The organism is Bdellovibrio sp. HCB-110, assembly GCF_047323225.1.
Taxonomy (GTDB): domain Bacteria; phylum Bdellovibrionota; class Bdellovibrionia; order Bdellovibrionales; family Bdellovibrionaceae; genus Bdellovibrio.
The window spans coordinates 3,103,411-3,129,036 of sequence record NZ_CP178750.1 but is presented as its reverse complement, the minus strand read 5'-3'; the positions used below and the strand labels follow the sequence as shown (position 1 = coordinate 3,129,036).

General features: G+C 45.0%; 22 protein-coding genes. 10 read left to right on the top strand and 12 right to left on the bottom strand.

Annotated elements, in window-relative coordinates; genetic code table 11:
- The 3 genes from ACL934_RS14820 to ACL934_RS14810 all read left to right on the top strand — a co-directional run bounded on the left by ACL934_RS14820 (window position 1) and on the right by ACL934_RS14810 (window position 2,521).
- Window positions 1-1,032, top strand: a complete 1,032-nt coding sequence (locus tag ACL934_RS14820) for a DNA-directed RNA polymerase subunit alpha (RefSeq protein WP_374074721.1) — start codon at window positions 1-3, stop codon at window positions 1,030-1,032.
- Between the two features lie 177 nt (window positions 1,033-1,209).
- The gene (gene rplQ, locus ACL934_RS14815; protein WP_374074719.1) at window positions 1,210-1,722 is read left to right on the top strand and encodes a 50S ribosomal protein L17; all 513 of its coding nucleotides are present in this window, start codon (window positions 1,210-1,212) and stop codon (window positions 1,720-1,722) included.
- A gap of 241 nt (window positions 1,723-1,963) precedes the next feature.
- Window positions 1,964-2,521 (top strand): TlpA family protein disulfide reductase, encoded by a 558-nt coding sequence (locus tag ACL934_RS14810; protein ID WP_374074717.1) that lies wholly within the window; start codon window positions 1,964-1,966, stop codon window positions 2,519-2,521.
- A 1-nt stretch (window position 2,522) separates the two neighbouring features.
- Here ACL934_RS14810 and ACL934_RS14805 read toward each other — a convergent pair whose 3' ends face one another.
- From ACL934_RS14805 to ACL934_RS14795, 3 genes are all read right to left on the bottom strand, one after another.
- On the bottom strand, window positions 2,523-3,611 hold the full coding sequence (locus ACL934_RS14805) for a hypothetical protein (protein ID WP_374074715.1): 1,089 nt from the start codon (window positions 3,609-3,611) through the stop codon (window positions 2,523-2,525).
- A 231-nt stretch (window positions 3,612-3,842) separates the two neighbouring features.
- The gene (locus ACL934_RS14800) at window positions 3,843-5,789 is read right to left on the bottom strand and encodes a TIGR03545 family protein (protein WP_374074713.1); all 1,947 of its coding nucleotides are present in this window, start codon (window positions 5,787-5,789) and stop codon (window positions 3,843-3,845) included.
- A gap of 13 nt (window positions 5,790-5,802) precedes the next feature.
- Window positions 5,803-6,327 carry a TIGR03546 family protein gene (locus ACL934_RS14795; protein ID WP_374074712.1) on the bottom strand — a complete coding sequence of 175 codons (525 nt, stop codon included), beginning with the start codon at window positions 6,325-6,327 and terminating at the stop codon, window positions 5,803-5,805.
- Window positions 6,328-6,439: 112 nt separating this feature from the next.
- Between ACL934_RS14795 and ACL934_RS14790 the strand changes: the two genes are divergently transcribed.
- Window positions 6,440-7,420, top strand: a complete 981-nt coding sequence (locus ACL934_RS14790) for an HAD-IIIA family hydrolase (protein WP_374074710.1) — start codon at window positions 6,440-6,442, stop codon at window positions 7,418-7,420.
- A gap of 13 nt (window positions 7,421-7,433) precedes the next feature.
- Here the strand turns inward: ACL934_RS14790 and ACL934_RS14785 are convergent, their stop codons facing one another.
- Genes ACL934_RS14785 through ACL934_RS14775 form a run of 3 tightly spaced genes read right to left on the bottom strand, consistent with a single transcriptional unit; the run spans window position 7,434 to window position 10,423 of the window.
- Window positions 7,434-8,426: a lysylphosphatidylglycerol synthase transmembrane domain-containing protein gene (locus tag ACL934_RS14785; RefSeq protein ID WP_374074708.1), complete on the bottom strand. Its 993-nt coding sequence runs from the start codon at window positions 8,424-8,426 to the stop codon at window positions 7,434-7,436.
- A gap of 36 nt (window positions 8,427-8,462) precedes the next feature.
- Window positions 8,463-9,320, bottom strand: coding sequence for a 3-deoxy-8-phosphooctulonate synthase (gene kdsA / locus ACL934_RS14780; protein ID WP_374074706.1), 858 nt, complete (start codon window positions 9,318-9,320; stop codon window positions 8,463-8,465).
- A complete protein-coding gene (locus ACL934_RS14775; RefSeq protein ID WP_374080482.1) occupies window positions 9,320-10,423 on the bottom strand; it encodes a DegT/DnrJ/EryC1/StrS family aminotransferase in 1,104 nt (367 codons plus the stop codon). The genes kdsA and ACL934_RS14775 overlap by 1 nt, the downstream gene beginning before the upstream one ends.
- A gap of 249 nt (window positions 10,424-10,672) precedes the next feature.
- On the opposite strand from ACL934_RS14775, the gene ACL934_RS14770 reads away from it, so the two are divergent.
- A complete protein-coding gene (locus ACL934_RS14770) occupies window positions 10,673-12,049 on the top strand; it encodes a mannose-1-phosphate guanylyltransferase/mannose-6-phosphate isomerase (RefSeq protein ID WP_374074704.1) in 1,377 nt (458 codons plus the stop codon).
- A gap of 42 nt (window positions 12,050-12,091) precedes the next feature.
- Here the strand turns inward: ACL934_RS14770 and ACL934_RS14765 are convergent, their stop codons facing one another.
- Window positions 12,092-12,907: a murein L,D-transpeptidase catalytic domain family protein gene (locus ACL934_RS14765; protein WP_374074703.1), complete on the bottom strand. Its 816-nt coding sequence runs from the start codon at window positions 12,905-12,907 to the stop codon at window positions 12,092-12,094.
- Between the two features lie 268 nt (window positions 12,908-13,175).
- Here ACL934_RS14765 and ACL934_RS14760 point away from each other — a divergent pair, with 268 nt between their 5' ends.
- The 3 genes from ACL934_RS14760 to ACL934_RS14750 all read left to right on the top strand — a co-directional run bounded on the left by ACL934_RS14760 (window position 13,176) and on the right by ACL934_RS14750 (window position 15,101).
- Entirely contained in the window at window positions 13,176-13,433 is a 258-nt protein-coding gene (locus tag ACL934_RS14760) for a hypothetical protein (protein ID WP_374074701.1), read from the top strand.
- A 188-nt stretch (window positions 13,434-13,621) separates the two neighbouring features.
- Window positions 13,622-14,197, top strand: a complete 576-nt coding sequence (locus ACL934_RS14755) for a hypothetical protein (protein ID WP_374074699.1) — start codon at window positions 13,622-13,624, stop codon at window positions 14,195-14,197.
- Complete coding sequence (locus ACL934_RS14750) at window positions 14,175-15,101, top strand: HTTM domain-containing protein (RefSeq protein ID WP_413612528.1); 927 nt, start codon at window positions 14,175-14,177, stop codon at window positions 15,099-15,101. The genes ACL934_RS14755 and ACL934_RS14750 overlap by 23 nt, the downstream gene beginning before the upstream one ends.
- 56 nt (window positions 15,102-15,157) lie before the next feature.
- On the opposite strand, the gene ACL934_RS14745 is transcribed toward ACL934_RS14750, so the two are convergent.
- Together ACL934_RS14745 and ACL934_RS14740 are read right to left on the bottom strand one after the other, a co-directional pair.
- Entirely contained in the window at window positions 15,158-16,096 is a 939-nt protein-coding gene (locus ACL934_RS14745) for an HTTM domain-containing protein (RefSeq protein WP_374074694.1), read from the bottom strand.
- Window positions 16,074-16,694 (bottom strand): hypothetical protein, encoded by a 621-nt coding sequence (locus tag ACL934_RS14740; protein WP_374074692.1) that lies wholly within the window; start codon window positions 16,692-16,694, stop codon window positions 16,074-16,076. The genes ACL934_RS14745 and ACL934_RS14740 overlap by 23 nt, the downstream gene beginning before the upstream one ends.
- A 415-nt stretch (window positions 16,695-17,109) precedes the next feature.
- On the opposite strand from ACL934_RS14740, the gene ACL934_RS14735 reads away from it, so the two are divergent.
- Window positions 17,110-20,529, top strand: coding sequence for a hypothetical protein (locus tag ACL934_RS14735; protein WP_413612527.1), 3,420 nt, complete (start codon window positions 17,110-17,112; stop codon window positions 20,527-20,529).
- Window positions 20,530-20,604: 75 nt separating this feature from the next.
- Here the strand turns inward: ACL934_RS14735 and ACL934_RS14730 are convergent, their stop codons facing one another.
- Window positions 20,605-22,155 (bottom strand): acyl-CoA dehydrogenase family protein, encoded by a 1,551-nt coding sequence (locus ACL934_RS14730; protein ID WP_413612526.1) that lies wholly within the window; start codon window positions 22,153-22,155, stop codon window positions 20,605-20,607.
- A 128-nt stretch (window positions 22,156-22,283) separates the two neighbouring features.
- On the opposite strand from ACL934_RS14730, the gene ACL934_RS14725 reads away from it, so the two are divergent.
- A complete protein-coding gene (locus ACL934_RS14725) occupies window positions 22,284-23,180 on the top strand; it encodes a S1 family peptidase (RefSeq protein WP_374074686.1) in 897 nt (298 codons plus the stop codon).
- A 49-nt stretch (window positions 23,181-23,229) separates the two neighbouring features.
- Here ACL934_RS14725 and ACL934_RS14720 read toward each other — a convergent pair whose 3' ends face one another.
- A complete protein-coding gene (locus tag ACL934_RS14720; RefSeq protein WP_374074684.1) occupies window positions 23,230-23,757 on the bottom strand; it encodes a hypothetical protein in 528 nt (175 codons plus the stop codon).
- Window positions 23,758-23,849: 92 nt separating this feature from the next.
- Window positions 23,850-25,616 (bottom strand): adenine deaminase, encoded by a 1,767-nt coding sequence (gene adeD / locus ACL934_RS14715; protein ID WP_413612525.1) that lies wholly within the window; start codon window positions 25,614-25,616, stop codon window positions 23,850-23,852.
- Window positions 25,617-25,626 lie beyond the last annotated feature (10 nt).

Below are 25,626 nucleotides of genomic sequence, written 5' to 3'. Positions count from 1 at the left end.
ATGCAAGAGCACTATTATAAGTTCTGGAGAGAGATGATCAAACCAAAGGGATTTGAGGTTGATCGTGATACTCTTCGTGATGACTACGCTAAATTCATTATCCGTCCCCTCGAAAGAGGTTTCGGGGTTACTCTTGGTAACTCCCTAAGAAGAATTCTTCTTAGCTCAATGATGGGTTCTGCAATTACAGCTGTAAAGTTTGAAGGCGTATTGCACGAGTTCACTACGATCCCAGACGTTCTTGAGGATGTAACTGACATCATCTTGAACCTTAAAGAAGTTCGCTTTAAACAGTACACTTCTGATTCTGTTACTTTGAAGATCTCTAAAAAAGGTCCAGGTAAAGTGACTGCAGCGGATATCCAAACTTCAGATAAGATCGAGGTTTTGAACCCAGATCATCATCTTGCAACTTTGGGTGCTAATGCAAATTTCAACGCCGAAATCGTTGTTAGTTTCGGTCGTGGTTACGTTCCTGTAGAAAACAGAGAAACTGATCTTCCTGTAGGCTTTATCGGCGTTGACGCTCTTTACAGCCCTATCAGAAAGGTTAACTACAATGTTTCAAATGCGCGTGTTGGTCAAAGAACTGACTACGATGCTTTGACTTTGGAAGTATGGACGGATGGTTCTTTGAAACCTGAAGAAGCTGTAGCTCTTTCATCTAAAATCATGAAAGAACAACTGCAAATCTTCCTTACTTTCGATGAGACTATGGAGCCAGCTGAAGAAGCTCGTGAAATGGGTTCTCCTTCATTGAATGAGAATTTGTTCCGCTCTGTAGATGACCTTGAGTTGTCTGTTCGTTCTGCAAACTGCTTGAAGAATGCAAACATTCGCTACATTGGTGAATTGGTTGTTCGTTCTGAAGCAGAGATGCTTAAGACTAAAAACTTTGGTCGTAAGTCTCTTAACGAAATCAAAGAGATCTTGGGTGAGATGGGACTTAGCCTCGGTATGAAAATCGAAGGCTGGCCACCAGCTGGTTGGGATCCAAGCCAACCTCCTCAAAAAAGAGATACTCAACAGTAATTAATTAAAGAGCATTCTACGAACGTAGAGTGCTCTTCCCAAAAGAATGACCAATGATGGTGTTCTGAACAAGCGGCTCTTGCGGGGGCTGCGGGGCAGGGAGCCCTTAAAAGTGACCCCTCGGGGTACTATCGTGCTGATACCTAATCCGGTCAGCCCGTTCAATCGGAGAATAAAATGAGTTCACACAGAAGAAGAGTAAAACATTTCGATCGTAAATCTGGTCCAAGAAAAGCTTTGTTGAGAGGTCTTGTGACTTCTCTTATCGAGCATGGCCGTATCACTACAACTGTTGACCGTGCTAAAGAAGTACGTCGTCACGTTGAAAAAGCCATCACTCTTGGTAAAAAAGGTGACTTGGCTACAACTCGTTTGTTGATGTCTCGCTATCCAAATAAAGAAGCAGTAGCAACAATCATGAAAGATCTTTCTCCACGCTTTAAGACACGTCCTGGTGGTTACACTCGTATCATCAAGATTGGTCGTCGTCCTGGTGACACAGCTGAGATGGCTTTCCTTGAGTTCGTAGACTACGATTTCGAAGCTAAAGGCGCAGCTAAAGAAGAAGCAAAATCTGCTAAAGCTGAACCAAAAGCGACAGCTAAAAAAGCTTCTACTAAACTAGTAGCTGCTAAGAAAAAGTCTGTTAAAAAGACTCAAAAGAAAGCAAGAGCAGCAGCTCGCGCATAATTTGAATCTTCCAAAATAAGATTTGAAGAAGACCTTGGGAAACCAAGGTCTTTTTTTTGCCCAAAATTCTTCAAAAGGTACGGACTTACTTTTGGTAGCGCAGATGCGTTCAACGCAGTCCTCAACCAAAAGTAAGTCCGTACCTTTTGATAGAGGCGCATTCAAAAGTTGCTGAGAGTGAGTCAAAGGTTGCTCCCTTAAAAGTAATCATCTAAGGTCTGAGGTCATAGAGGATCTCTTTATGAATCAACATCTCAAAGCTATTATCATTGTCGTTATTGTTGGTGCCCTGGGCGTGTGGGGATTTAATCAGCTTTTTGGTACAAAGCCTGTTCAGAATTCGTCTTATGCAACGTTAGAGTCCTATGAAAAAGAGGGCGTTCCTAATTTCACAGCCAAAGATTTAGATGGAAACTCTTTTGAGCTAAAATCAATGGACGGGAAAGTTGTTATTCTTAATTTCTGGGCTTCTTGGTGTGGGCCTTGTATCGAAGAAGTTCCATCGCTTATCAAGCTGGTGAAGGAATTTAAAGGCGATGTTCAGCTTATAGCCATCTCTGGCGACAGCAAGTTGGAAGACATCCAAGTGTTCATGAAGTCCTTCCCAGAGCTTAAAGAAACCAATATTAAAATCGTTTGGGATGAAGACCGTGCCTTCATGAAGCAATTCCAAATTTCACGTTTGCCGGAATCCATGGTTCTTGGGAAGGACCACAAGCTTGTGAAGAAGCTTGTGGGTTCGATTGATTGGTACAATAAGGATTCAATCGCTTACATCAACTCTTTATTGGGCAAATAAATTACTCAATACAGTCATAGATAAGATCAATTTGAGTTCCCTCAATTAACGGATAAGTGAATTTTAAAGTCTTGCCGTCAAGTTTCAATCCCGAGACCTGCAGACCTTCGACTTTCACTTTTAAACTTTCAGGGCGAGGCTCACACTCTAACGTCAAAGATGAAAGTGAGTTCACGATCTTGTCTTTAAAAGTATTCAAATTTGAACTGTAGTCAGCGTCGCAAATACTTCCGACTCCCCCGTCAGTCAGGCGAGAGGCTTCAGCATAAGTGTGACCGAAGTGACTTGGAGACAAATCCACGTCTTGCTCCGCCTCACAGATTTTGTCGTCTGGTTTTACGATGATTGAACTGAATGTGAAGCGCACGTCCTCACCGAAAACAGTTTTAGCACGATCAATCATCGTCTGTGGCAAGTCTTCGGGTTCAAACTCTTTAAAGGCACCATCGGCATCATTCGGCTTTACATGCCTTTGATCTCCACCGACAGAGCGCTCGTCTTCATCCGAAATAGCAATGACAGAAATAGCGGCTCCAGGACGATAGCAGCCGTAAGATGCAGAGTCCTTGAAGTTGTCATGAGTTGCTTTGATCGCCCTTTCGTCACCGGAATTTGTTCCGCCAATAGTAAGATTATCGATCGTCGATGTGAAAATCGTGTTGAGGTTTGCAGTTCCTTTTTTCAAAAGGTGAGAAGGCGTTCCCGCGACGGGAACATAATTCGTCCAATTTTTAGGAACACCATGAATAAGAGTTCCACCCGAAGTGCTTCCTCGTGTCGTGGTTAAACACATTTGCCAGTCGATGTTGCTGGCATCCAGTGAACTCACAAACGTCGACATTCTGGCCGACAACTTTTTCAGTTCCGGCAACATTGAGTTGGAATCATCAAGCACCAAAAGGAAGTCGACCTGCTTATTGCCGTAAGCAACAACTTCAGTTGATGAAATCGTTTTACTCGGAGCAGGTGGGACAACAGATGCTTTGTCTTCCACCGGAACAGGTGCAAAGTTCATCTTGGCGCAAGCCGTGCCGAAGGTGGCTACCACACAGCTCAATACTAATTTTGTAGTTAGAATCGAAGCTTTCATAAATACCTCATCGTCAGACTAACACGGAAACTCATGCTAAAAAAAGAGGCATGGCCTAAAAAATGAGGGAAAATATTAAGTGATAACAGGAAGTTAGGGATTCCGTCGAAGCTCTTTACAGGTCCTGTAGAGAGCTTCGACATTCTAGAGAGAACACGTTTCTGAGAAATTTATTGGGACTCATACAATGAAATATCATTTGGATATTTCATTGACGATATTTTTGAAATCTTAAAGGCCGAATTTTTTCTTTAACTCATCAATAGCTTTTTGCCCTTCTTTTTCTAGAGCCTTCTTGCCTTGGTTTTCGGCGTCTTTCTTAGCTTGCTCGACTTTCGCTTCAGCTTGTTTTTTCTGATCGTCGAGTTGTGCTTGCGCTTTTTTAACTTCTTTGTCGAACTGACCACGCAGCTGATTCAACTGAGCTTCAATCTGAGCTTTTTGTTTGCCGATCTCTTCGTCAACCATCGCTTGGATTTTCTTGCGAGCCTCGTCGATCTTGGCTTGGATTTGTTTTTCAAATCCTTTTTGCAGCTCCGGTCCTAAGTTGGAGTTGATGGAAAGCGGAATGTTCGGGAATTCACCTTGGCCATCCACAGTCAACGTTACGACAGGAATTCCGGCGAAAACGGCTTTCAAGATTTGATCCGCAACTTCATTTTTAGATGAAACGGCGTACTCGATGTTGCTAAACTTGTTATCCATGCCAACGCTGATTTTTTTAAGACCGATCACTTGGCCCTGAACACCGATGGCACCACTGGCTTTGTTAAAGGCAATTTGTACGTCCGGAGACTGCACAAGTTCTTTCCCTGTGATCGCGTATGAATCAACCTTTAATTTATAATCAATGATACTTTCAGGCTTCGTATTGTCTAAAGAAAGGCGAACCAAGAAACCAAAGATCTGCATGCCAGGGAAATCACCCGCCAGAGTGGCCACTGTGGGCTTGCCAATCAAACGTTGATTGGAAGTGATATCCAAGATCTCGCCTTTGATATTTCCCGCTTCAGGAGTCACGCCTGCTTGCGAACTTACGGCCGTACGTTTAATCCAGAAAAGAGGGTAGGAGTTCATACGACCAAATTCGTAGCTGATACCTTTTTCGCGAGGATGAGGTTGGATCACGACCTCTTCATCGTTTTTATCTTTCTTCGTGAGGTTCGGTGGCAGATATTTATCCGCCATCGCCTTGTAGCGATAAAACTTGGCTTTGTAAGGAGCAAGGTAACGGTTGAACACAGCCATTGTCATTGCTTTCGCATCCAACTTAGGAATACGGAAGTGTTGCTCCAAAGATTTGACATCCGTTTTGACCTGCTTTTCGATCTCTTTGTATTGAGCTTCGAGAGCTTTCAAATCTTTGCTAAGATCATCGCCCGTGCTTTGCACTTGTTTGTACATAGCATCGCCGTCTTTATAGACTTTATCGAGCTCTTGCAAAGAGGCTTGCAGTTCTTGAGGAGATTTAAAGTCTTTGTATTTAATTTTATTCAAACGCTCGTTCAAAGCCTGAATGTCTTTACCTTGTGGTAAAGTCTTTAAGCGCGCATCCCAAGTCTGTTGTTTGGCTTTCAAATCGGCATCGAACTTTTCAATCATCGCTTTGGAAGGCAAAGACTCTTGCAGTTTTTGCAATTGAGCGTTTGCATCCGTTCCACCCAGCATTGCAATAACATCGCCAAGAACGTTGTCACCATATTGCTCTTGAGCTTCCTTCATGGCTTGTTCTTTGAGTTTCTCAGCCATTCCTGGACCTGTGGATTCAGGCTCAGGAGGTTTTACTTTTCCTGGATGTTTTCTTTTTACACCGAATTCAATTTGTTCAACGGCGGCTTCATTCACGACCACTTTAGCTCTGAGAAGAGCATCCCAAAGCATTGAGAAACGAATGTCTCCGATTTTGATGGAGTCATGAGTTGGTTTTTCAGCATCAGTGACTTCAATGCCTTGAACGCGCAAACTTGCTTTAAAGAAGCTGGTCTCAAGCTTTGCGATATTCACTTCAGCTCCCACGGCTTTGTATCCCGCCCACTCCAAGGCGCGACGAAGATGCCCGTCAAAGAAGAAGTGGAAGTAAAGTCCAATCACCAAGCAGATGATGGCAAAGGGAATGATGGCTTCCCAGCGAATAGGACCTTTTGCTTTTTTTGGTTTTGTCGTCGTTGTTTCAGTCATGGTTGGTCTTGTCCTATCCGTAAAGTTCGTCGTACTTTAAGTACCAGTTGTAGAATTTCGTCGCGGCAAAGGCTTTCCAAGCTTTGGTTCCTTTAAAGCGAGCAACTACTGTCGCGCGATACTTGACGATGGCGACTTTGAATCCGAAGTAAGCAAAAGGCAGAAGTAAGATCGAAACGATCATGGAGCCCATCACGATGCTGTTATTAAAACGAGTCATCGGCACCAGAGGCATGTTGTACATGGTTGTGAAAAGAGGACGAAGGCTGTCCATCTCTAAAACGGCTTTGCCAAGAAAGTGGGCCGGCTGGTCAAAAAGATAAGCGACAAATTTGAAGAAGAACGCCGCTAAGAAAGCCGCACCGATTTGCACGCGGAAAACGAAGATAATAAAAAACACGGCCAATGTTTGAATTGAAAGAACAGGGGCAAATCCCAGAATCAATCCCAAGGACAAACCGGCTGCCAATTGATTCGTTCCCGTGTCTGAATTCAGGAGTTTTAGGAAGTTGAAAATCTGCTTCAGCAAAAGGGTCATAAATGAATTCCTCCAGGCCAAATTCTAATAAGCATAAATGCAAGGCGGCAAGTAGAAAGCCAAGGACACAGGAGGCAACTTGTAATAAGTTTGAATGTGTTGGGTGATTGATATGATGCAGTGGGAAACTTTAATTTTAGAGACGGTTCAATTGGGCGGAAGCCTGGTCTTTATCGAGGACAAGGCTCCTGATGATCTTGCCACGTGGTTAGAGCCCCTTCATCGTATGTTCTTGGGGGAGATCCCCTTTGTGAGACGACGTGCTCATGACCTTGTATCCGGGCGTTTGCAAACGAGTTATCAAGATCTTGTTATTATATTCCCATCGCAAATGGAACTCTTGGCGACACTCAATCCGGCTCTTCAAGGACAAAGGTTGCTAGTGACGACGGGAGTTGCGGCAGACAAAAACCCGTTGCTTGATTTTACTTGGTCTTCTTGTACTCCGGAAGCTTGGACGCATATTTGGCAGAAGTTGCACAGTGCATGGACTCAGGCTTTACCTGTGCTGGCTTACCCGGGAAGTCACGAGGCTCCTTGTTTATTCTTGGATAGGGACGATGTTGTTGTAAAAAATGTGCCTTATAATAAGGACCCCTCTTTGGTGGAGCTTATGCCAGGCATTGAAACATTGCTTTCACAAGCTCATGAGCAAGGGTACTGGGTGGCTCTTGTGACAAATCAATCGGGCTTAGGGCGTGGTTGGATTTCATGGCGTGAGTATCAACAAGTGCATCAGAAAATGTTGTCGTTGTTAGCGAAAAAAGGGTGTTGGATTGACGAATGTGTTTGGGCTGGATACTACGATCAAGAACCCGTCCAACAAGGGCGTCAGTACGCAGGACTTCGCAAACCTCGCGCGGGTATGTTTCAGCTTGTAAATTCAAAATTGAATGTGAATTTGAAAAAATCTGTGATGGTCGGGGATAGTGCTTCAGATTTGATTGCCGCATTTGGGGCGGGAGTTGGAAATATGTATTTATTTTCATCAGAAAAATTTCAGAAGGAGCAGGCTGAGCTTGCTCAATTTAAAATAAAAAATCCCGCGCTCCATTTTTCAGTGGTGAAGGATTTTTCAGAAATCAAAATATAATTTTTAAAATGAACTAGCCGACCTCTTCTATTTTTGTCGCTTCAACGCGGTCTTTGCGGCGAAGATAGAAGAAAGCACCAAAGAGACTCATCACGAATGTTCCCACTTGGAAAGCCGTGATGCTTGTTGGACCAATTTCTGATGGTTGACCTGTGTAAAGATTAAAAAGGAAATAGAAAGCGGCTTGTCCGACGCCGACTCCTGCTGGGGAGATGGGAATGGCTGTCGCCATAAAGCCCAATGGAGCCACTAGGAAATAAGTTTTTGCCGGAACATCAAAACCCGCCATGCTGCCTGCGAGATACAAGAAAGTAATCGCACAAGCCTGAGAGACAAGACTCAAAAAGATCACCAATAGAAAACGTTTTCCGTCTTTTCCGTAAAGATGCATGCTCTCATAAAGTTTCATAAACTTTTCTGAAAGAGGAAGCTTGTGAATCACTCTTTTAAGGCCGCCATTGGCATAAATTTTTTGCGAAAAAATCAAAGACAAGGCAATGACGAAGGCGACAAAAAGTCCACCAATGAACCACAACAAAGTCAAAAGGGCTGGAGTCTTCATGATGTGGTTGATGTCATAGACCATTACAACCAGCGCTAGCAGCACCATCGCGAACATTCCTAATACGCGATCCATCAGAACACTGGTGACTGCCACGACTTTGCTGCCGGGGTGCTCACGCGTGAAGTAATACGCTTTAATAACATCGCCACCCACTCCGCCAGGCATAGCGAAGTTAAAGAAGGTGCCAATCAAACTGAGTTTGAAAACGGACCACGGACCCGCGCCCATTCCTTGAGAGCGAATGAGAATGCGCCAACGTTCGCTGGCAAAGAAAAGATTGAGCAAGACCAAAAACAACGCCAACGCTGCGGCACCCGGAGTGAGCAGATTCTTAAGGGCGGCGAAATTAAGTTTTCCTGATTGGATGAGCCAGTAAATGATGCCTGCGGAAAACAGGATCTTTGCAGACTGAACCAGGAGCTTTTTTGATTGCTTAACCATGGTTCAGTCTTACTTGAAATTATCGGGGAACTCTACTTAGAAATGAGTCGTCCAGATTTTTTTAAGGTTTGTTAGAACAGTTTCAAGGTTTTTCAATGGTAAAGACGTCGGACCATCGCAAAGAGCCTTCTCTGGATTTGGATGAGTCTCAAGGAAAATACCATCCACTCCCACAGCCATGGCTGCGCGAGCAAGAGGCCATACCATTTCACCACGTCCACCGCTGCTTTCGCCTGTAGCACCAGGAAGCTGTGTGGAGTGAGTGCAATCCATGATGACAGGGAAGCCGAGGTTGCGCATTTCTACAAGGCCCGTCATATCGTTGATAAGACGATTGTAGCCAAACGTTGTTCCGCGTTCGCAAAGAAGGATTTTGTCGTTTCCTGCGTTCACTGCTTTTTGTGCAATCGCTTTCATATCCCAAGGAGCCAAGAACTGACCCTTTTTGATGTGAATCACTTTGCCTGTTTTTGCCGTTTCCACCAAAAGATCTGTTTGACGAGACAAGAAGGCAGGGATTTGCAAAACGTCGGCAACTTCCGCTGTTTCTTTGACTTGAATTGTTTCATGAACGTCCGTCAAAAGCGCACAACCAAGTTCGCCTTTGATTTTTTCTAAACTCTTAAGAGCTGAGTTCACGCCGGGACCGCGAAAGCTTGCAGCACTTTGGCGGTTGGCTTTATCGAAAGAACATTTCAAGATCCAAGGGATACCCAAAGCTTTAGTGACTCTTTGGATTTCTTTTCCTGTCTCTAGAACCATTCCTTCGTCTTCGATAATGTCGGGACCCGCGAAAAGAACAAAATTCTTTCCGTCACCCCATGTGATGGTTTCGTTGCCTGTCTTCATGACGACAGGTTTTTTTAGGGAACCAAATCCTGTTCCTGTGCTCATTAAAATGCCCCTTTAACAGCCGCAATGATTTTATCCTGAGTTGCATTGTCCATGTCAGGATACATTGGCAAACTGATGACGTGTTCCGCCGCCCAGCGTGCGATTGGAAGTTCTTGTTTTGGATCTGCCGTGTGCTCTTTGTACCAAGGTTGGTCTGGCATGATACGAGGATAGTGGATGGATGTTGGCACACCAGCATCTGTCATTTTCTTTTGGAAGCCTGCGCGGTCTTTGACCGTCAATGTGTACTGCGCCCATGCAGATTTGCACGTCGATTCTACGAATGGCGTTGTGAAGCCGTCGGCTTTGATTGAAGAGAAGGCGTCGTTGTAGCGATCTGCTACACGTTGACGTTGTTCCAATTCCCAGTCGTATCTTTCCATTTTAGAAAGCAAGATCGCGCATTGAAGAGTGTCCAAGCGACCGTTGATACCAAGACGTGTGTGGTAGTAACGAGACTCAGAACCATGCTCGCGGATTTCTTTGATGATTTTCACGAGATTATCGTCGTTTGTGAAAACCGCACCACCATCACCGTAGCAACCCAAAGGTTTTGCAGGGAAGAAGCTTGTGCCTGTCGCTGTTGTCATGCTGCCGCTGCGTTGATCTTTGTATCTTGCACCAAAGCTTTGGGCGGCATCTTCGATCACGTGCAAACCGTGTTTTTTCGCGATCGCATTGATTTTATCCATGTCAGGAATTTGACCGTAAAGAGATACAGGCATGATCGCTTTTGTGCGAGGAGTGATGGCTGCTTCAATTTTCGCAGGATCAATATTGAAAGTTTTAGGATCGATATCTACGTAGATTGGTTTTGCGCCAGCAAGAACAATAGTTTCTGCTGTAGCGATGAAAGAGAATGCCGTCGTGATAACTTCATCACCTTGACCGATACCCAACGCCATCAATGGAACCCACAAAGCGTCCGTGCCGTTCGCGATTGTGAGGCAGTGCTTTGTTCCAACATATTTTGCAAGAGTTTGTTCAAGTTCAACAACTTCAGGGCCGTTGACGTAAGCGCCATGGTCGAGAACTTTCTGAATGCGAGAATCGATAGATGTCTTAAGTGCTTTGTACTGCGTTTTAAGATCGATAAAAGGAATAGACATTAATAGCCTCCAAAAAATGTAAGTGAAAACATGAAAAAGTATCCTCCTCTTCGAGGGAAATGTCCATCAGGACAAGCCTTTACGGCTTTGGGTCGAGAGCTTTTTGGCCAGTGTGGTGAAAGCGCCACGGCTTTCTGTTTACAAAAGTCCTCAGTTTTTTGACGAATTGAGCCATGGTGTGACTATAATTACGCACTCTAGGCGATTGGTGATATAGATTATGAACTCAGCTCGGAGGTAGTTTTGATACCGGTTATATTGTCAGGGGGGAGCGGAACACGTCTTTGGCCCGTTTCCCGCCAACAAATGCCTAAACAGTTTTGTGATATTTTTGGTCAGCCCCTGCAAACTCTGACTTTGCAAAGATGTTTGAAAATGGGGAGTTCTTGGATTGTCACATCCAAAGCTCTGCAAACTTTGACGGAGCTAAATTTAAAACAAAATAAAGCGGACAATGTTCGTGTTGTTTATGAGCCCATGGGTAAAAATACGGCTCCGGCTATCGCGGCGCTCTGTAAGCTTTTGATGTCCCAAGGTCAGGGCAATGAGATCGTGGGAATTTTCCCATCGGATCATTTGATCGGCAAAGAGGACGCCTTTTTGAATGTTGTTTCTTTTGCTCAATCAGTGGCAGAAGAAAATCGTGTGGTGACTTTAGGAATCACGCCTTCTTATCCTGAAACAGGTTACGGCTACATTCAAACTCGCGCTGTGAGCTTGAAAGAAAAAGGTCCGTTGAAAGCGTACTCTGTTGTGAAGTTCCACGAAAAACCGGATTTGCAAAAAGCCAAAGAATTTATTGCTCAAGGAAGTTTTAGCTGGAATGCCGGGATCTTTGTTTTCAAAGTTTCTCACATGGTCAGCCTTTTTGAAAAACACCAACCTGAAATGTGGAAGCAAATTTCCAGTTTGAAAGATGATTCTTCAAATCTTGAGGAAGTGTATTCCAAAGTCCAAAGTATTTCTATCGACTATGCGATTATGGAAAAGCTCGGCGGTGATGAGCTGGCTTGCATCCCGGCGGAATTTGGCTGGAGTGATGTGGGTTCTTGGGATGCCGTCGCATCTTTGCAAAAAGGTCATGAGATCTTAAATGTGAAGGGCCGGGATAATTTTGTTTTTGGTGAAGCGGGGAAGAACTATTCCATGATCGGCATGGAAGATGTGATCTTGGTCGATACCAAGGACGCCTTGATGCTGGTTAAAAAAGGACAATCACAGGATGTTCGTCACGTGGTGGAGGCTTTGACTCAACAGAAGTCTTCGTTGGTGAAAGAACATGTGTTTGAGTACCGTCCCTGGGGATATTTTGAAATTCTTAAAGACACGAACTTCTTTAAATCAAAAGTGATTCGTGTAAATCCTCACGCGCAGATTTCATATCAGTCCCATGCTAAACGTGAAGAGCACTGGACGATCACACAAGGTTCAGGCGAAGTGGTTCTTAACGATGAAGTGATCCCTGTTAAAGCGGGAAGCCACATTCATATCCCACTTGGTGCAAAACACCGTATTCGTAACAATACGAATGAGATGTTGGAATTTGTGGAAGTTCAGTTGGGAACTTATTTTGGTGAGGACGATATCGTCCGTTATCAAGACGATTATCAAAGAAAATAATGGAGAGGACTTACCGTTGAGGTAAGTCCCCGAGACTGTAGCCTATTTTTTCTCGGCTTGAACTTCTGCCAGAGCTTTACGAACAGATTCTTCTTCCTCTGGCAAATCGATATCTTCTTCTTCCTGGTCAGGTTTTACTTCTTGCACAGTAGGGTTTTTCGCCGCAGCACCTGTCAGATCCTTGTGATAAGCGTAGATCACTCCGCCGTCTTTGAAGTTTGTGATCATCTTTTTGATGATTCCAGGAGCGACAGCGGGGCAGCCCCAGCTTCTTCCCAAGCGACCGCGGGATTTCACGAAATCTTCAGATACGTAGCTGGCAGCATGCACGACAATATCACGTTCAGCGGCGTTATTGTTGGAAGCCTCAAGTCCATAAAGATTCAAAGACTCTCCGTGACCGCCGTAGTAGGTGTTGCCGGCGACGTACAATCCTAGCGAAGACATTTTTGATCCATCAACATTTGAGAACTTGGCAGCGACGTTGACGCCGGAACCTTTTCCGTGGGCTACAAAGTGTTTAGAGACGGCTCCCGTTTTTAGATTAAGAACATAAAGACGACGCTCGCTGGAAGGTTTTGAGAAATCAATGATCGCCAAGGAATTTTCCTGGATCGTGACTTCGCGTTCACTCATGTAGGTTTTAGTTTTCTCACGAAATTTTGCTTTCACGCGAATTGTTTTTCCCGCATTCACATCCAAAAACTCAAAGGATCTTTGCAGGGCGGCTTCTGGAACGCCTTGTTTTTTAAACAGGTCATAGATGGAGGTGTCATTCACCTTAACGTCGTACAGGCTGCTAGCAAAGCTTTGAATGCTGAAGAGGGTGATCGTCAAGATGCCCAGGATTTTGATCATTGTAAGGTCCTTTTTAATTCACGTTCTACGAGAAGGTCATGGGGAACATATACAAGGTGCATGCCATTCTATTTGGACCCATAAGAATCGTATTTTAGATTTGATTTCCAGGGCGGTGCCGTACTCAGTCGCTTTGTCTGAAAGTTTGACAGGTGTCCGGTGAGATTCCGGGAGCACCTTCGCCGTGATTGTGGGGTGACATCGACAATAAGATCCTTGTTGTCTGCTCTTTCTTGAGAGGAGTAAAAAAATAAAAAAGGAGTTTTTTATGAAGACAATCCTGAGCGTGCTAGTTTTGCTTTCTACTTCTTGGGCCTTTGCCGCGAAGACCTATCAAGTGACGGGACCCGTGGTGGAAATCACCGATTCAAAAATCATTGTCGAAAAAGGGAAGGATAAATGGGAGATCGAACGTACGGCTGCCACAAAAGTGATGGGAGATCTTAAAGTTGGCGACAAAGTCACTATCGAGTACACAATGGCGGCTGATAAAATTGAAGTTAAAGACACCAAAAAGAAAAAGTAAGAGTTTTCTAATGTCTTTGTAATACGGGAGAGAAACTTCAGAATTTCTCTCTCCCTTTTTCTCCGGTTGTTAAAAACTGGAAATCTATTCGCACTTAATTTAATCCACATAACAGCAAATGACATTGCCCCGCCTCAGGGTGCTCAGTAGATTCTCAAGCCTGTTTATCAACACGAAAGCGAGTGAGTATGAGAATTATTGGGAAAACCCTTATTTCAATTTTCATTGCGGTTCATCTAACTGTGATGGTGACAAGTGCCTTACCGGATCGAAGCGTGGTCCGGCAAAAAATCCTGAAGCAGTTTCAAGTGTATCAAGGATTTTTCGGACTGACCCAGCCCTGGAGGATGTTTGCGCCGAACCCTTCGTCAGTGAATTCTTATATTGACGCCAACATCACGTTCAAAGATGGGTCAACGGAAAAGTGGACATTTCCACGCTCTTCAAGAATGAGTCCGTGGGAACGATTTACTTCAGGCGAGAGATTTCGCAAGTATCAGCAGGAAAATCTGCGAGCTATGCAAAAACCAGAGATGTGGCATGACCTGGCCCGTTTTTTAGAGCGCGAGGTGAATAAGGTAGAAAAGACGGGAAAGGGGCGTGTGTTTGAAAGTGTTCAGTTCTATCGACACTCCAATGTGATCAAACCTCCCACTGAAAAATTTGTAGAGCATGGAAAGCTCAGCACTGAGTTCAAAACCGTATCAATGTTCCAATATCAAGCAGCCCAGAAGGTGAGATATGAAGCTAAAAATAGTTACTAATGCTCTTAATGATTTCTTTTTTAAACCGCAATCGGCCTATAGTGTTGCTCTTCTGCGCATCGCTTTAGGTGTTATCGTTCTGCTGACCTGGTTTTCGATGTGGAAGAATCTCGAAGTTTTCTGGGGTGTCGATGGAATCTTGTCTATGCAGACGTCGATGAAGTATGGCAATTCGTTGCGCTTCAATTTGTTTGATTATCTGCCACGAACGGCAGGCACCCCCATTTTCTTGGCGCTGATGCTTCTTTTAGGCGCAATAGGGATGATCTTGGGATTGTTCACCAGAATCTCCATTGGTATTACGTTTATTGTTCTTCTTTCGTTTCACTCAAGAAATAGTTTTATCCTTAATAGCTCGGACATCATCGTTAGAAACTTTCTATTCCTCCTGTTCTTTTCACCCTCTGGAGATGTGCTTTCCTTGGACCGTTGGATCGCAAAAATGAGGGGACTTGCTCAAGGCGACGCGGTGGAGAAAAGCCCCTGGGCCCTCCGCCTTATGCAGATTCAATTTTCAGTTATTTACATCGCGACGGTTCTTTACAAAATGAAGGGACCTTTGTGGGCAGATGGTACGGCCGTCTATTTCGCGACTCGTTTGGATGAGTTCGTTAAAATTCCGTTGGATATTCTGAATTCTTTGCTGGTGATCAAATTTCTGACATGGTCAACTCTCGCAGTGGAACTGGCTTTAGGAACCCTGGTGTGGATCAAAGAGTTGAGATATTGGGTGTTGCTCGCGGGAATAGGGCTTCATTTGGGAATTGAGGTCACAATGAGCATTCCACTTTTTGAGTGGATCATGATTGCGACGATGATTTGCATGGTAGATTCCCGAGATATTGAAGCGTGGCTAAAGAAACTGCGAAATTATCGAACGACTTTACATCCTCAGACAGTCTAAATAAAAAAGCCGATCAGAAATCTGATCGGCTTTTTTGTATTTGGTGCTATAGGTTTCTATTTTGTGGCAGCAGCTTTGGGAAGGAGAGCTTGAAACTTCTTTTCCTGAATCTTTTCAATCCAAGATTTGAGGTCCTTCGGGTCGATCATGGAAATCATAATCACGATCATCGCCCATTCAAAGACCGGTATACTCATGGTGTATTCGATACCGAGATGCAGTCCAACACCAGCTAACAAAACCCAGTATCTCAACTCTTTGATCCACACCAGGGTTCCTAAAGCCAGTTCCACTGCGAGAGTCGACCAAGTCAGGAATTTGATGAAGAGCATATTGTTTAAAAGTGGAAGTTCAAAGCGATAGAATTCATCCAGACGGGTGGCAACGTAGATGGCAGTCCCGTCGATCCACTGACTGCCTTTTATTTTAAACATCACAGTGGCAACATAGATCACACAAAGTTGAATTTGAATCATCCGCAATGCCCAAGGACTCTTTTCTTCAGGAATTCTTGGAGCCGTTCCCTTTTGTAAACGAAGCCACCGATCCACAGAGAAGACATCTCCACAAGGTGTGAACATCAATAAGAATAAAAATACGCGCAAAACGGAATCGGCGCTGTTTAAGATAAAACCGTTGCGATGATGGAACGAGGTCAACGTGACAAAGGCAACAAAGATGGCCACGCGAGTCCAGGCTCCCACGGTCATTGCAAGTACCGCCAAGAGATTGACGATCGCTAAAAGCGTCACAGTTTTGTGAGTATTAGGAAGATAGTCAAACAAGGAAAATCTCAACTGATTGCCATACTGTTGAGCGGTCGAAAGAGAAACGATTCCTTGAGGTCCATAGAATACATCCAGGTCATAAAAGATCATGGCCCAGTTAAATAAAAGTAAAAGCCCCATTCCGATGCGGATAAGAGCCACGTTGTAAACGGGTTGTGGGGAAAATAAAAAATCGTCGATAGATTTAAAAAGTGTTTTTAGCTTCATATCTCACCTTTTCCACTGTGGGAACGTAATAAAAAACAGGTTCTACATTATAGTGGGAACTGCCTGCACCATGCGGAATCAGGGGAGCCGCAGGGGGAGGCTGAATGTGATTCGAATAGCGCTTAAAAACAATTTGTTTTACGGTGCGCTTATTCCCGCTCAGCTCGCGGACGGTCACTTGCCGTGTGATAAATTTTGAAATATCGAACCACGCAAGTTCATTTTGATTCGGCAGCAAACTCTCTTGACCAAAAATTCGGTAGCGGTCGCCGACGAGCACACGTCTTGGACCAGACATAAGTTTTTGTCTTAATAAAGGCCATACTTCCGTGGAGCCGTCGTCAAACTGCAGTTCGGCTTGGACAAAAGCGTTGGTGCTCATTGGATTGGGAGCGAACATCGCCCAAGGTTGATAGAGCATGGCGAGTGCTTGGTATTTACTGACAAGACTTATAAATCTTGCGCCCAGCACGCTTCTATCAGGAAAGCCGTCAACAATCATAATGCTGACGTTAAGAGTGAAGAACGTTATAATGACAGTCTTCTTTACTCTTCTAAAGATGATCTGTCCTTTCTTGGAATTCAGAAGTTTAAACACGCTGACCCCCATCGTGTTAGTTGTTTATGTTTTAAGGTCTGTGAGTATTAACATAAAAGATGAGAAGACGTTCTTTACTGTTCTGAAAGTATCATGAAACTTCCGACGTTTTTTATTTCCTGTGTGCAACGTCAAAATGCGAGAGAGAGATCTGTTTTTTGAAACCTTAGCATGCTTAGGACATGTCATTCTGTGGTGATTTTCATTCGAGAATTGTGCAAAAAAAGAAAATGCGAAGACTTCATTTTCTTTTTCAAGATTTCTATTTTTCAAATGCATGTGCAGTAACAGGGGTGAAAACTGTCAATTAAAAGAATGAAACCATCATTTATTTAAAGTGCCAAAATTATTTACCCCTTTTAGAAATTTTCATCACGAACGCAAACAGACAAGAAACAACACAAAGGAGAATGCAATGACTGGCAAGTCAAGAAAGGTATTTGTCTTGGCTGGTGTCTCGTTGGTCGCTAACTTCGCACTCGCGAACAAGCCCAACGTGAATCCGGCTTGGAAAAATACCCCGAATCGAAATGTGATGGCGGAGAACTCGAAGAATGCGAGACCGATCGTCGACATTAACGGTAAAGGGGGATTTATTAATTTAAGCACATCAGAACAGCGCGCTGATGGGATGTGCTTGATTAACAAAGTCTGGGTTCAGTGCTCAGAACTTAAATTGGGAGGAGCACAACCAAATGCAATCCTCGGCACCAATGGAACCAATGCGGCATCAAACGGTATTGCTGGTAGCAGCGGTGTTTTGGGTTCCAGCGGAAGCAACGGAACCAACGCAGCTTCAGCTGGTGTAGCGGGAAGCAGTGGAGTTGCGGCTACAAGTGGTAGTGCTGGCGTTATCGGAAGCAGTGGAATTATTGGAAGCAACGGTACGAATGCAGCTTCGAATGGAACAAGTGGCTCCGCGGGAGTTATTGGTAGCAGTGGTATCATTGGAACGAATGGTACGAATGCAGCTTCGAATGGAACAAGCGGTTCCGCGGGAGTTATTGGTAGCAGCGGTGTCATTGGAACGAATGGTACGAATGCAGCTTCGAATGGAACAAGCGGTTCCGCGGGAGTTATTGGTAGCAGCGGTGTCATTGGAACAAATGGTACGAATGCAGCTTCAAGCGGAACAAGTGGTTCTGCAGGGGTCGTTGGAAGCGCTGGTATCGTCGGAACCAACGGAACAAATGCAGCTTCTAGCGGTGTTGCTGGCAGCGCCGGTATTGTTGGAACCAACGGTACAAATGCGGCATCGAACGGCACTAACGCCGCTTCAAACGGTACAAATGCGGCATCGAACGGCACTAACGCCGCTTCAAACGGTACTAATGCTGCATCAAACGGTACTAACGCCGCTTCAAACGGTACTAATGCTGCATCAAACGGTACTAACGCCGCTTCAAACGGTACTAATGCTGCATCGAACGGTACTAATGCTGCATCGAACGGTACTAATGCTGCATCGAACGGTACTAATGCTGCTTCGAACGGCACTAACGCCGCTTCAAACGGTACTAATGCTGCTTCGAACGGTACTAATGCTGCTTCGAACGGTACTAATGCTGCTTCGAACGGTACTAATGCTGCTTCGAACGGCACGAACGCCGCTTCAAACGGTACTAATGCTGCATCGAACGGCACAAACGCCGCTTCAAATGGCACAAACGCGGCATCTCATGGTGTAGCGGGCAGTAACGGTATCACTGGAACTAATGGTACAAGTGCCACTCACGGTACTCGTGGTAGCAACGGAACTAATGGCACTTACGGAACGTCAACAGATGACACTGGTCATGACGACGGACATGATGAAGATACTGGTAAAGAAGAAGACGTTGGTCATGAAGAAGATGACGGGCGTGAAGAAGATACCGGTAAAGAAGAAGACGTTGGTCATGACGAAGATGACGGACGCGAAGAAGACACTGGTAAAGACGAAGACAGCACAGAAGAAGATTCTGGCGATGACGACACAGGTACTGAAGAAGACGACACTGAAGACACTGGTGACTCTGACGACGGTACAGACGATGGCTTCGAAGAAGAAGAAGAAAACGAACTTAAAGCTAAGTTGAAACCTTTGTTCCACTTGAGCTTTGACTACGGTTCTTACATCGTCAACTTGACGCCGCAATTCAGAGACGTGCAACCTCGCTCTACACTCGTGAAATACGATTATAGACCGATGGCTTCATCTGATGCCTTGATCTATGGCGACTTCCGTGACGGTTTCCAAAAAACTGTTTATGGTAGCATCGAAGTGGGCTTGGGTGCTCAGGTGCAATTCTGGTTCGACAACGCAACTGGAGTTCTGGATCACTTCTGGGCTTATGTGGGCGTGTTGCCAATCGTAGGAAAAGACACAGAGTCCGTTCGTTACGTAAGCACTTTGGATAAAGCTTATGCAATGGGTGGTCGTTGGGCCGTTCCTAAAAACGCTTCAGATCTTGACACATGGGACGCTGGAGACAGCATCACTTACATGGGTCACGGTGGTATCATCTTCTCTGCAGGTGCTGGTTTAGGTCCTGTGGGAGTGGGTGTTGCTAAGCTTGCCTCTGGTACTTGGGAAACATACGTAGAAAAAGTGGGTTCTGATAAGGCTTACGTGAAAATGAGTCGCGGTAAGTTGAGCAGTTTCTCTATGTTCACGAATGTTTCTATTGTGACTTTGGCTTTGAGCGATTTCAAATATGCGGATGATGGATTCTCATTCCTATTTGATCTCTCAACGGATGTCGGTAGAAAAGCTTATGAAGACATTATCCGTGGTAACGTTCTTGCGTCTGAAACATTCGCGAAGAAAAAGCCAATGAATTTTGTTGAAAGAGCACCGGTTCAAAAAATCGAGACGTTCACGAGCGTTTCTTCTGGAAGAATTGCGAGCAAGTCGCTTTCAATCCCAATCATCTGGGATAAGACTTACAGCAAAGGTCGTATCAATTCGTTTACGACTTCCGATATGCATGTTGAGCGCAACACGGCACGCGTGCACTACGGTATCTTCTCTGACGCGGAAGACTCTCGTTTCTGGACGAAGCATAAAGAAAGAGAAGTCATGTTCTACGGAGCTAAGTACTCAGTGCAAAACTGGGATACGAAAGCACGCATGGACAGCATGTTCGGTACTTACAGCTACTCATTCAGACATGAGAAGAGTAACGGTGCTCGTCTAAGATCAGGTATGAAAGAACTTGTGAAGAGAACAGGTTTGGATACTTTGATGATGAGCGTACCTGACAGAGACTTGGGTTACACAGGCCTTGAGTTCAACGTGAACTTCAGTGATGAGAACACGGCGCGATTGATGGCGGCAGCTCAGCGTATGAGCCAAGATGCTTTCATCAACGTAGCGACGGATCAAATCTATGATTACTTCCGTACGAACAGCGATCCTTACGATCTATGTATCTTGGATCGTGGCGGACCTTGCGTAAACTCTGTCACTCGCAAAACTGCAAATGCAGCAAGCAAAATGTACTTTGCTCTGAAGTCCATGTACAGATACATGAACTCAGATCCTAAGGCGTTTGCGGCGGCATACGGTGCCTTCGGTGAAGGTATGGCAGAAAACCATTTCACTTTCAGAACGGCTATGAAACTTGCCGGCCCTGGAGTTGGTGTTGATTATCTTATCGAAGGTACATACATCTCGATGTACTTCCGTGAGTGGTCTATTAACTCTCAAGGACGTTGGGTTCCAGCACTTGAAAGACCGAAGTATAAGGGGCTTCCATTCAACCCAGCAACTCGTCACTCACGAGTGCGCGGTATGATCATCGGTAACTCCGATGCCGGAAGAGTTCCTCATATGACACCTGTGACTTTCTAATAGTTAGTTGGAAAGATCATAAAAAAGGCCACTGATTGAGTTCAGTGGCCTTTTCTATTTTGAGTTTGTAAAAGTTTATAAAGAATATTCGTAAAGCAGATTTTCAGTCATTAAATCAGCGACCATGAAAGCCAAACGACGGGCATTGGACTCCCAGTCTTCAGGGGTTCCCTTTGCCAATTGACCTAAAACTTTTTGCAACGCTGTCCATTTATCAATGAATGAAGAAACCGAGTCTTTCATAGCCGGACATGTTTTGAAGTATTCCAAGAGGACCGGAAGAGCCTGTTCTTTTTCAAAAGCGCGAAGCATATCTAGCGAAAGAACGTTGGTGGTTCCTTCCCAGATAGAAAATACTTGGGCGTCACGAAGCAAGCGAGGAAGTCCCGTGTCTTCAATATATCCAGCGCCACCGAACATCTCGACCACTTCGCTGGAGATATTGATCGCTTTTTTTGCCGTGTACAATTTGAGAATAGGAGTGAGAACTCTTAAAAGAACTCTTTGCGATGCCGAGATTTCTCCGACCTCTTCCTGTCCGAGAAGATGAGAGACAAACATGCAGAAGGCGAAAGCGCGACGGAAGTCTTCTTCTAACGATTTTAAAGTTTCACGATGCAGAGGATGATCCATCAGAATTTTACCAAAGGCTTTGCGCTTTTTAGAATAGTCTGTTGCTAAATCCAAAGCACGGCGCATGTGACCCGTAGCACAGATGGAATTGTAGATGCGCGTGATATTAAGAACGCTGGCAATGCGTTTAATACCTTCGCCCTCGCCACCAATGATTCTTGCCGGAGTTCCTTGCAAGCTGAGCTCCGCCGTCGGTAAAGCTTTTGTTCCCAACTTATCTTTCAGACGATGAATCTGGATATTATTCAACTGGCCTTGGTTGTTACGAAGCTCTAGATAGAAAAGACTTAAACCTCTTGATCCTGCCGGTGCTCCATCAGGGCGCGCCAGGGTTAAGGCCATTTGCGATGTTGTCGCCGAGGTGAACCATTTTGTTCCATGTAAAGAATGTGTCGCTGAGAATGGACTGCTTTCCCGAAATGGATGAGCATCCGTGGATGTGCCACTGACATCAGAGCCCCCAGTTCTTTCTGTCATCCATTGTCCCGCAGTCCAGAAGTGTTTGGGATCTTTAGAAAGAAGGTGAGGCATGGCACGTTCTTTTAAATCATTACCGGCATAAAGTTCCAAAGCGCGAGCGGCTCCATCGGTCATCGCCAAAGGACAAGAAAAAATAGCCGAACTCGGAGAATACAAATAAAGGAGCGACATTTGATAAACGCGAGAGAAGGCCCCGAACTTTCTTTCATAAGCGGTGGCGACAATGCCTTCTTCGGCGGCGACTTTTTCAAGCTGCTTCCAACCGTTGGAGGTTTTAATGTCATCTATGCGCCGTCCCCAAGGATCAAAAGGAATATGTTGCGGTGGTTGTGATTCAGCCTCTTGCGCCCACTGAAGCATGTCGGTGGAGGCACGCTCACCCAAATGATCGAGATGAGGCAAAGCCTCTTTCTGCGCCTCGGGTGGGAGGACTTTTTTTAAAAACTTTTGAAGAGTTTCGTCTGCGCGATACGTGTTCGTTAGGCTGGGCCCGTCTTGATAAAAGTTTTTCATACCCGTTAGTTTAGGCTTTCAGAGGGGGCTGGACAACAATATGTCAATCGCCTCGCCTTTTTTAAGAAAACCCTTGCCGTTTTGTAAGGGAGTGCCTATAAGAGCCCCTCATTTTAGAGGGAGGGGCTGTGGCCCGTATTTTTTTAGCTATCAGCTTGATTGCTTTGGTGTCCTGTGGACTTAAATCTCAACCAGAGGTCGAGATTAAGAGCGAAACAGGGATTATGGGCGGGACTTTGGTTTCGGAAAAGGCACCTTTATCCTCGGGTATCGTGGGTATTTTTGACCTTCAAGATAACGCGATTTGCACGGGATCTATTATTGCTGAGAACTTTGTTTTGACGGCGGCTCACTGTGTGATGACGAAGCCTTCTAAGCTTAAAGTCGTCTTTGGTGTGGATCTTGATGTAACAATGGCGACACGTGAACCCGATGTTCTTCAGGAATACGTTCGCAAAGTCACAGACGTTCAGATTCACGATTCTTACAATCCTGATGAACATTCAGAAAAACAATTTGATTGGGGTGATATCGCCATTATCCGATTCTCAGGAACTTTGCCTGAAGGATTTAAGCCAGTAAACATGCTCACTGATGACAGCATTCTTCGTCGTGGTGTGACTGTGACTTTGGCGGGGTACGGAGTTTCTCAAGTAGATGTTGAGCCCGTTGACGCGAAGAAAGTTCCTAATTTGGATGAAGCCTTAGAGTACGGCGAAGTAGTTTGTGATGACGATCTTCGCAATTGCCTTAAGGTCGACATGTCTGGCGATGGTGTTTTGCGTGAAACAAAAGCTCCGATCTCTTCCGTTCAAGAAACGGAAGTACGCTTGGATGAATCAAAAGGTCATGGCACTTGCAGCGGTGATTCTGGTGGTCCGGCTTATATCGAGAAAAATGGTCAATATTATTTATTCGGTGTTACAAGTCGTGGCAGTGCTCTTTGTGATAGCGTGGGTGTTTATACCAATGCCGTGTACTACAAAACATGGATCGCGGAAACTCTGCAAAAGTTGAAGCGTTAGTCTTAAAAATAAAAAGGCAGGAGCTCAGCGTCCTGCCTTTTTTATATCGTTAAATTTTTTGAAATCTCTTAAACGTCAATAACGCACCCAAAATAAAGATCGCGCCAAATAGCAGATGCAAAACATGATCGACGGTTCCCAGCTCTAAGACTTCGGGAATGACTCTCCACAAATAACGATCTTCAGCGATATTACCAACGGTGGCCATACCGCGCACGCCGAATGCAAACCCCAAAACACCCAAGAGTCCATAGATAGTGCCGAAAGCATAACTGAATCTTTTTGCATTTAAAGGGCTGTCAAAGCCGAACCACAAAGCCAAGGCTCCGGAAGCAACATGAATGGCGTTGTGGGTGTAACTTAGGTGGGCGCCTAAAAGATTGTCGACAACAAAACCAACAAGCCCTGTGATAAGTAAAAGCGTTCCCATAATCACACAGACTTCTTGAACGTAATTTTTTTGAACAGGAAGATAAGTCTTGGTCGGTTGAGCTTGATAAGTCTTCGTCGCTTGTGTTGGTAGAGGAGTTACATTGGAGGGAGGCGGAGTCGGTGTTCTCTGTTTTTCGGGTTCCATAAAAAGCTCCTTTTCACATCTAAATTATGAGCTTTTCAGAGGGGAAAATCATGTTTCAGGAACGATAAATGACAGAAAACAGAGGCCCTAAGTCAGGCCTCTTGAAAGAGTGGAATAAAAGAAAATTTAGTGACGTCGACAAGACCTCGGTCCGTCAGTTTGAGCGTCGGGATGACCGGCAATGCTAAGAATGCCATTTGTATAAAAGGCTCATCCAAAACGACACCTTGGTTTCGGAATGCTTGCTTTAAAACCTCAATGCCAGATTTAATTTCCTCGGCACTTTGCAGACTGAGGAGACCTGCAATCGGAAGTTTCACAAGGGCTTGGACTTTTCCCTGATCGACAACAACAAAACCGCCGCCGCATTCGACCAATGTATTTGCGGCAAAGGCCATGTCATCGGCATTTGTGCCAATCACCATGAGGTTATGAGAGTCGTGAGCCACGGAACTTGCCAAAGCACCGCTCTTAAGTCCCATTCCTTTCACGAGGCCCAATCCTGGCGGCAGACCTTGTCCGTAACGCTCAATGTTTGCCATATAGAGGACATCGGGTTCGGAAAAAGATTTTCCGTCATAGCGAACCGTCAGATGTTTTGTGATGATTTCATGGGGAATGATTTCAATCACGTTGTAAGTTCCGGCCGTCAGGTTGTACTTCAACTCTGGGGGCTGAAGAAGTTGGCGGCTCATCGTGTTCTGAAGGGGCGGACGAGACTTTTCGAGTTTTTCTGAAACGTGTTTTTCCAAAGAGAGTTCAGAGACGAATTTCCCTCCGACCAAAACTTCTTTGATCGCTACTTTTTCAAGATTTGTTAAAAGAACGAGGTCCGCTTTTTTCCCTGGAGCTACCAAGCCCAATCGTTTTAATCCAAAATGTTTTGCTGCAGAATACGTCGCCAGACGATAAGCCACATGAACAGGCACCTGATGCTTGTTGATCAATTCACTGATCAGGAAGTTGATATGTCCTTCATGAGCAATTTCAAAAGGATTGCGATCGTCCGTGCAGAGCAAACACTGTGCAGAAGAAAAATCATTCACAAGGGGAGCCAGAGTTTTCAGGTTTTTAGCGACGCTGCCTTCGCGGATAATAAGGCCCATGCCTTTTTGTAGTTTCTCGCGGCCTTCTTCTATTGTCACCGTTTCGTGGCAGTTTTGAATTCCGGCAAGCAAGTAGGCATTCAAAGCTTTGCCTCTTAAGAGGGGAGCGTGTCCATCCAGATTCAAGTCATCAAAGGCTTCAATCTTGGCAAGAACTTCGCCATTGGCATTAATGACGCCGGGGAAGTTCATCATTTCCGCTAAGCCCAAAACGGAGGGATGATCTTTATGAAGTTTCATTTCTTCTAAAGGAAAATCGCTGCCCGTTGTTTCAAAGCCCGGAAGTGCGGGCACACACGAGGACATTTGTACGAAAAGATTCTGATGCATTAATTCAGAACTTCTTAGAAACCATTCAAAACCTTTGGAGCCTAAGACATTCGTGATCTCGTGGGGATCGCAGATAGCTGTTGTAGTCCCCAGCGGCAAAGTCGCGCGTTCAAACTCAAACGGAGACATCATCGAAGATTCGATGTGCAAGTGACCGTCGATAAAGCCCGGAGTTACAAAAGCCCCTTGGGCATCATAAGTTCTTTTCGCGGGACTGCCCACATAGTCAAGGCCGACTCCCACGATATACTCGCCACCGACGGCAATCGCTGTGGGATAAATTTCGCCAGTAATGACATCAAGGAGTTTGACGTTTGTGATAAGAAGATCAAGTTCCGCGTCACCACGGGCTTGGGCCAGTCTCTGTGGCAGTTCTTTTGCGGAAATTTTTTGAGTTTTCTTTTTTGCCAAAGAAGAGGCCATGAACGATTCC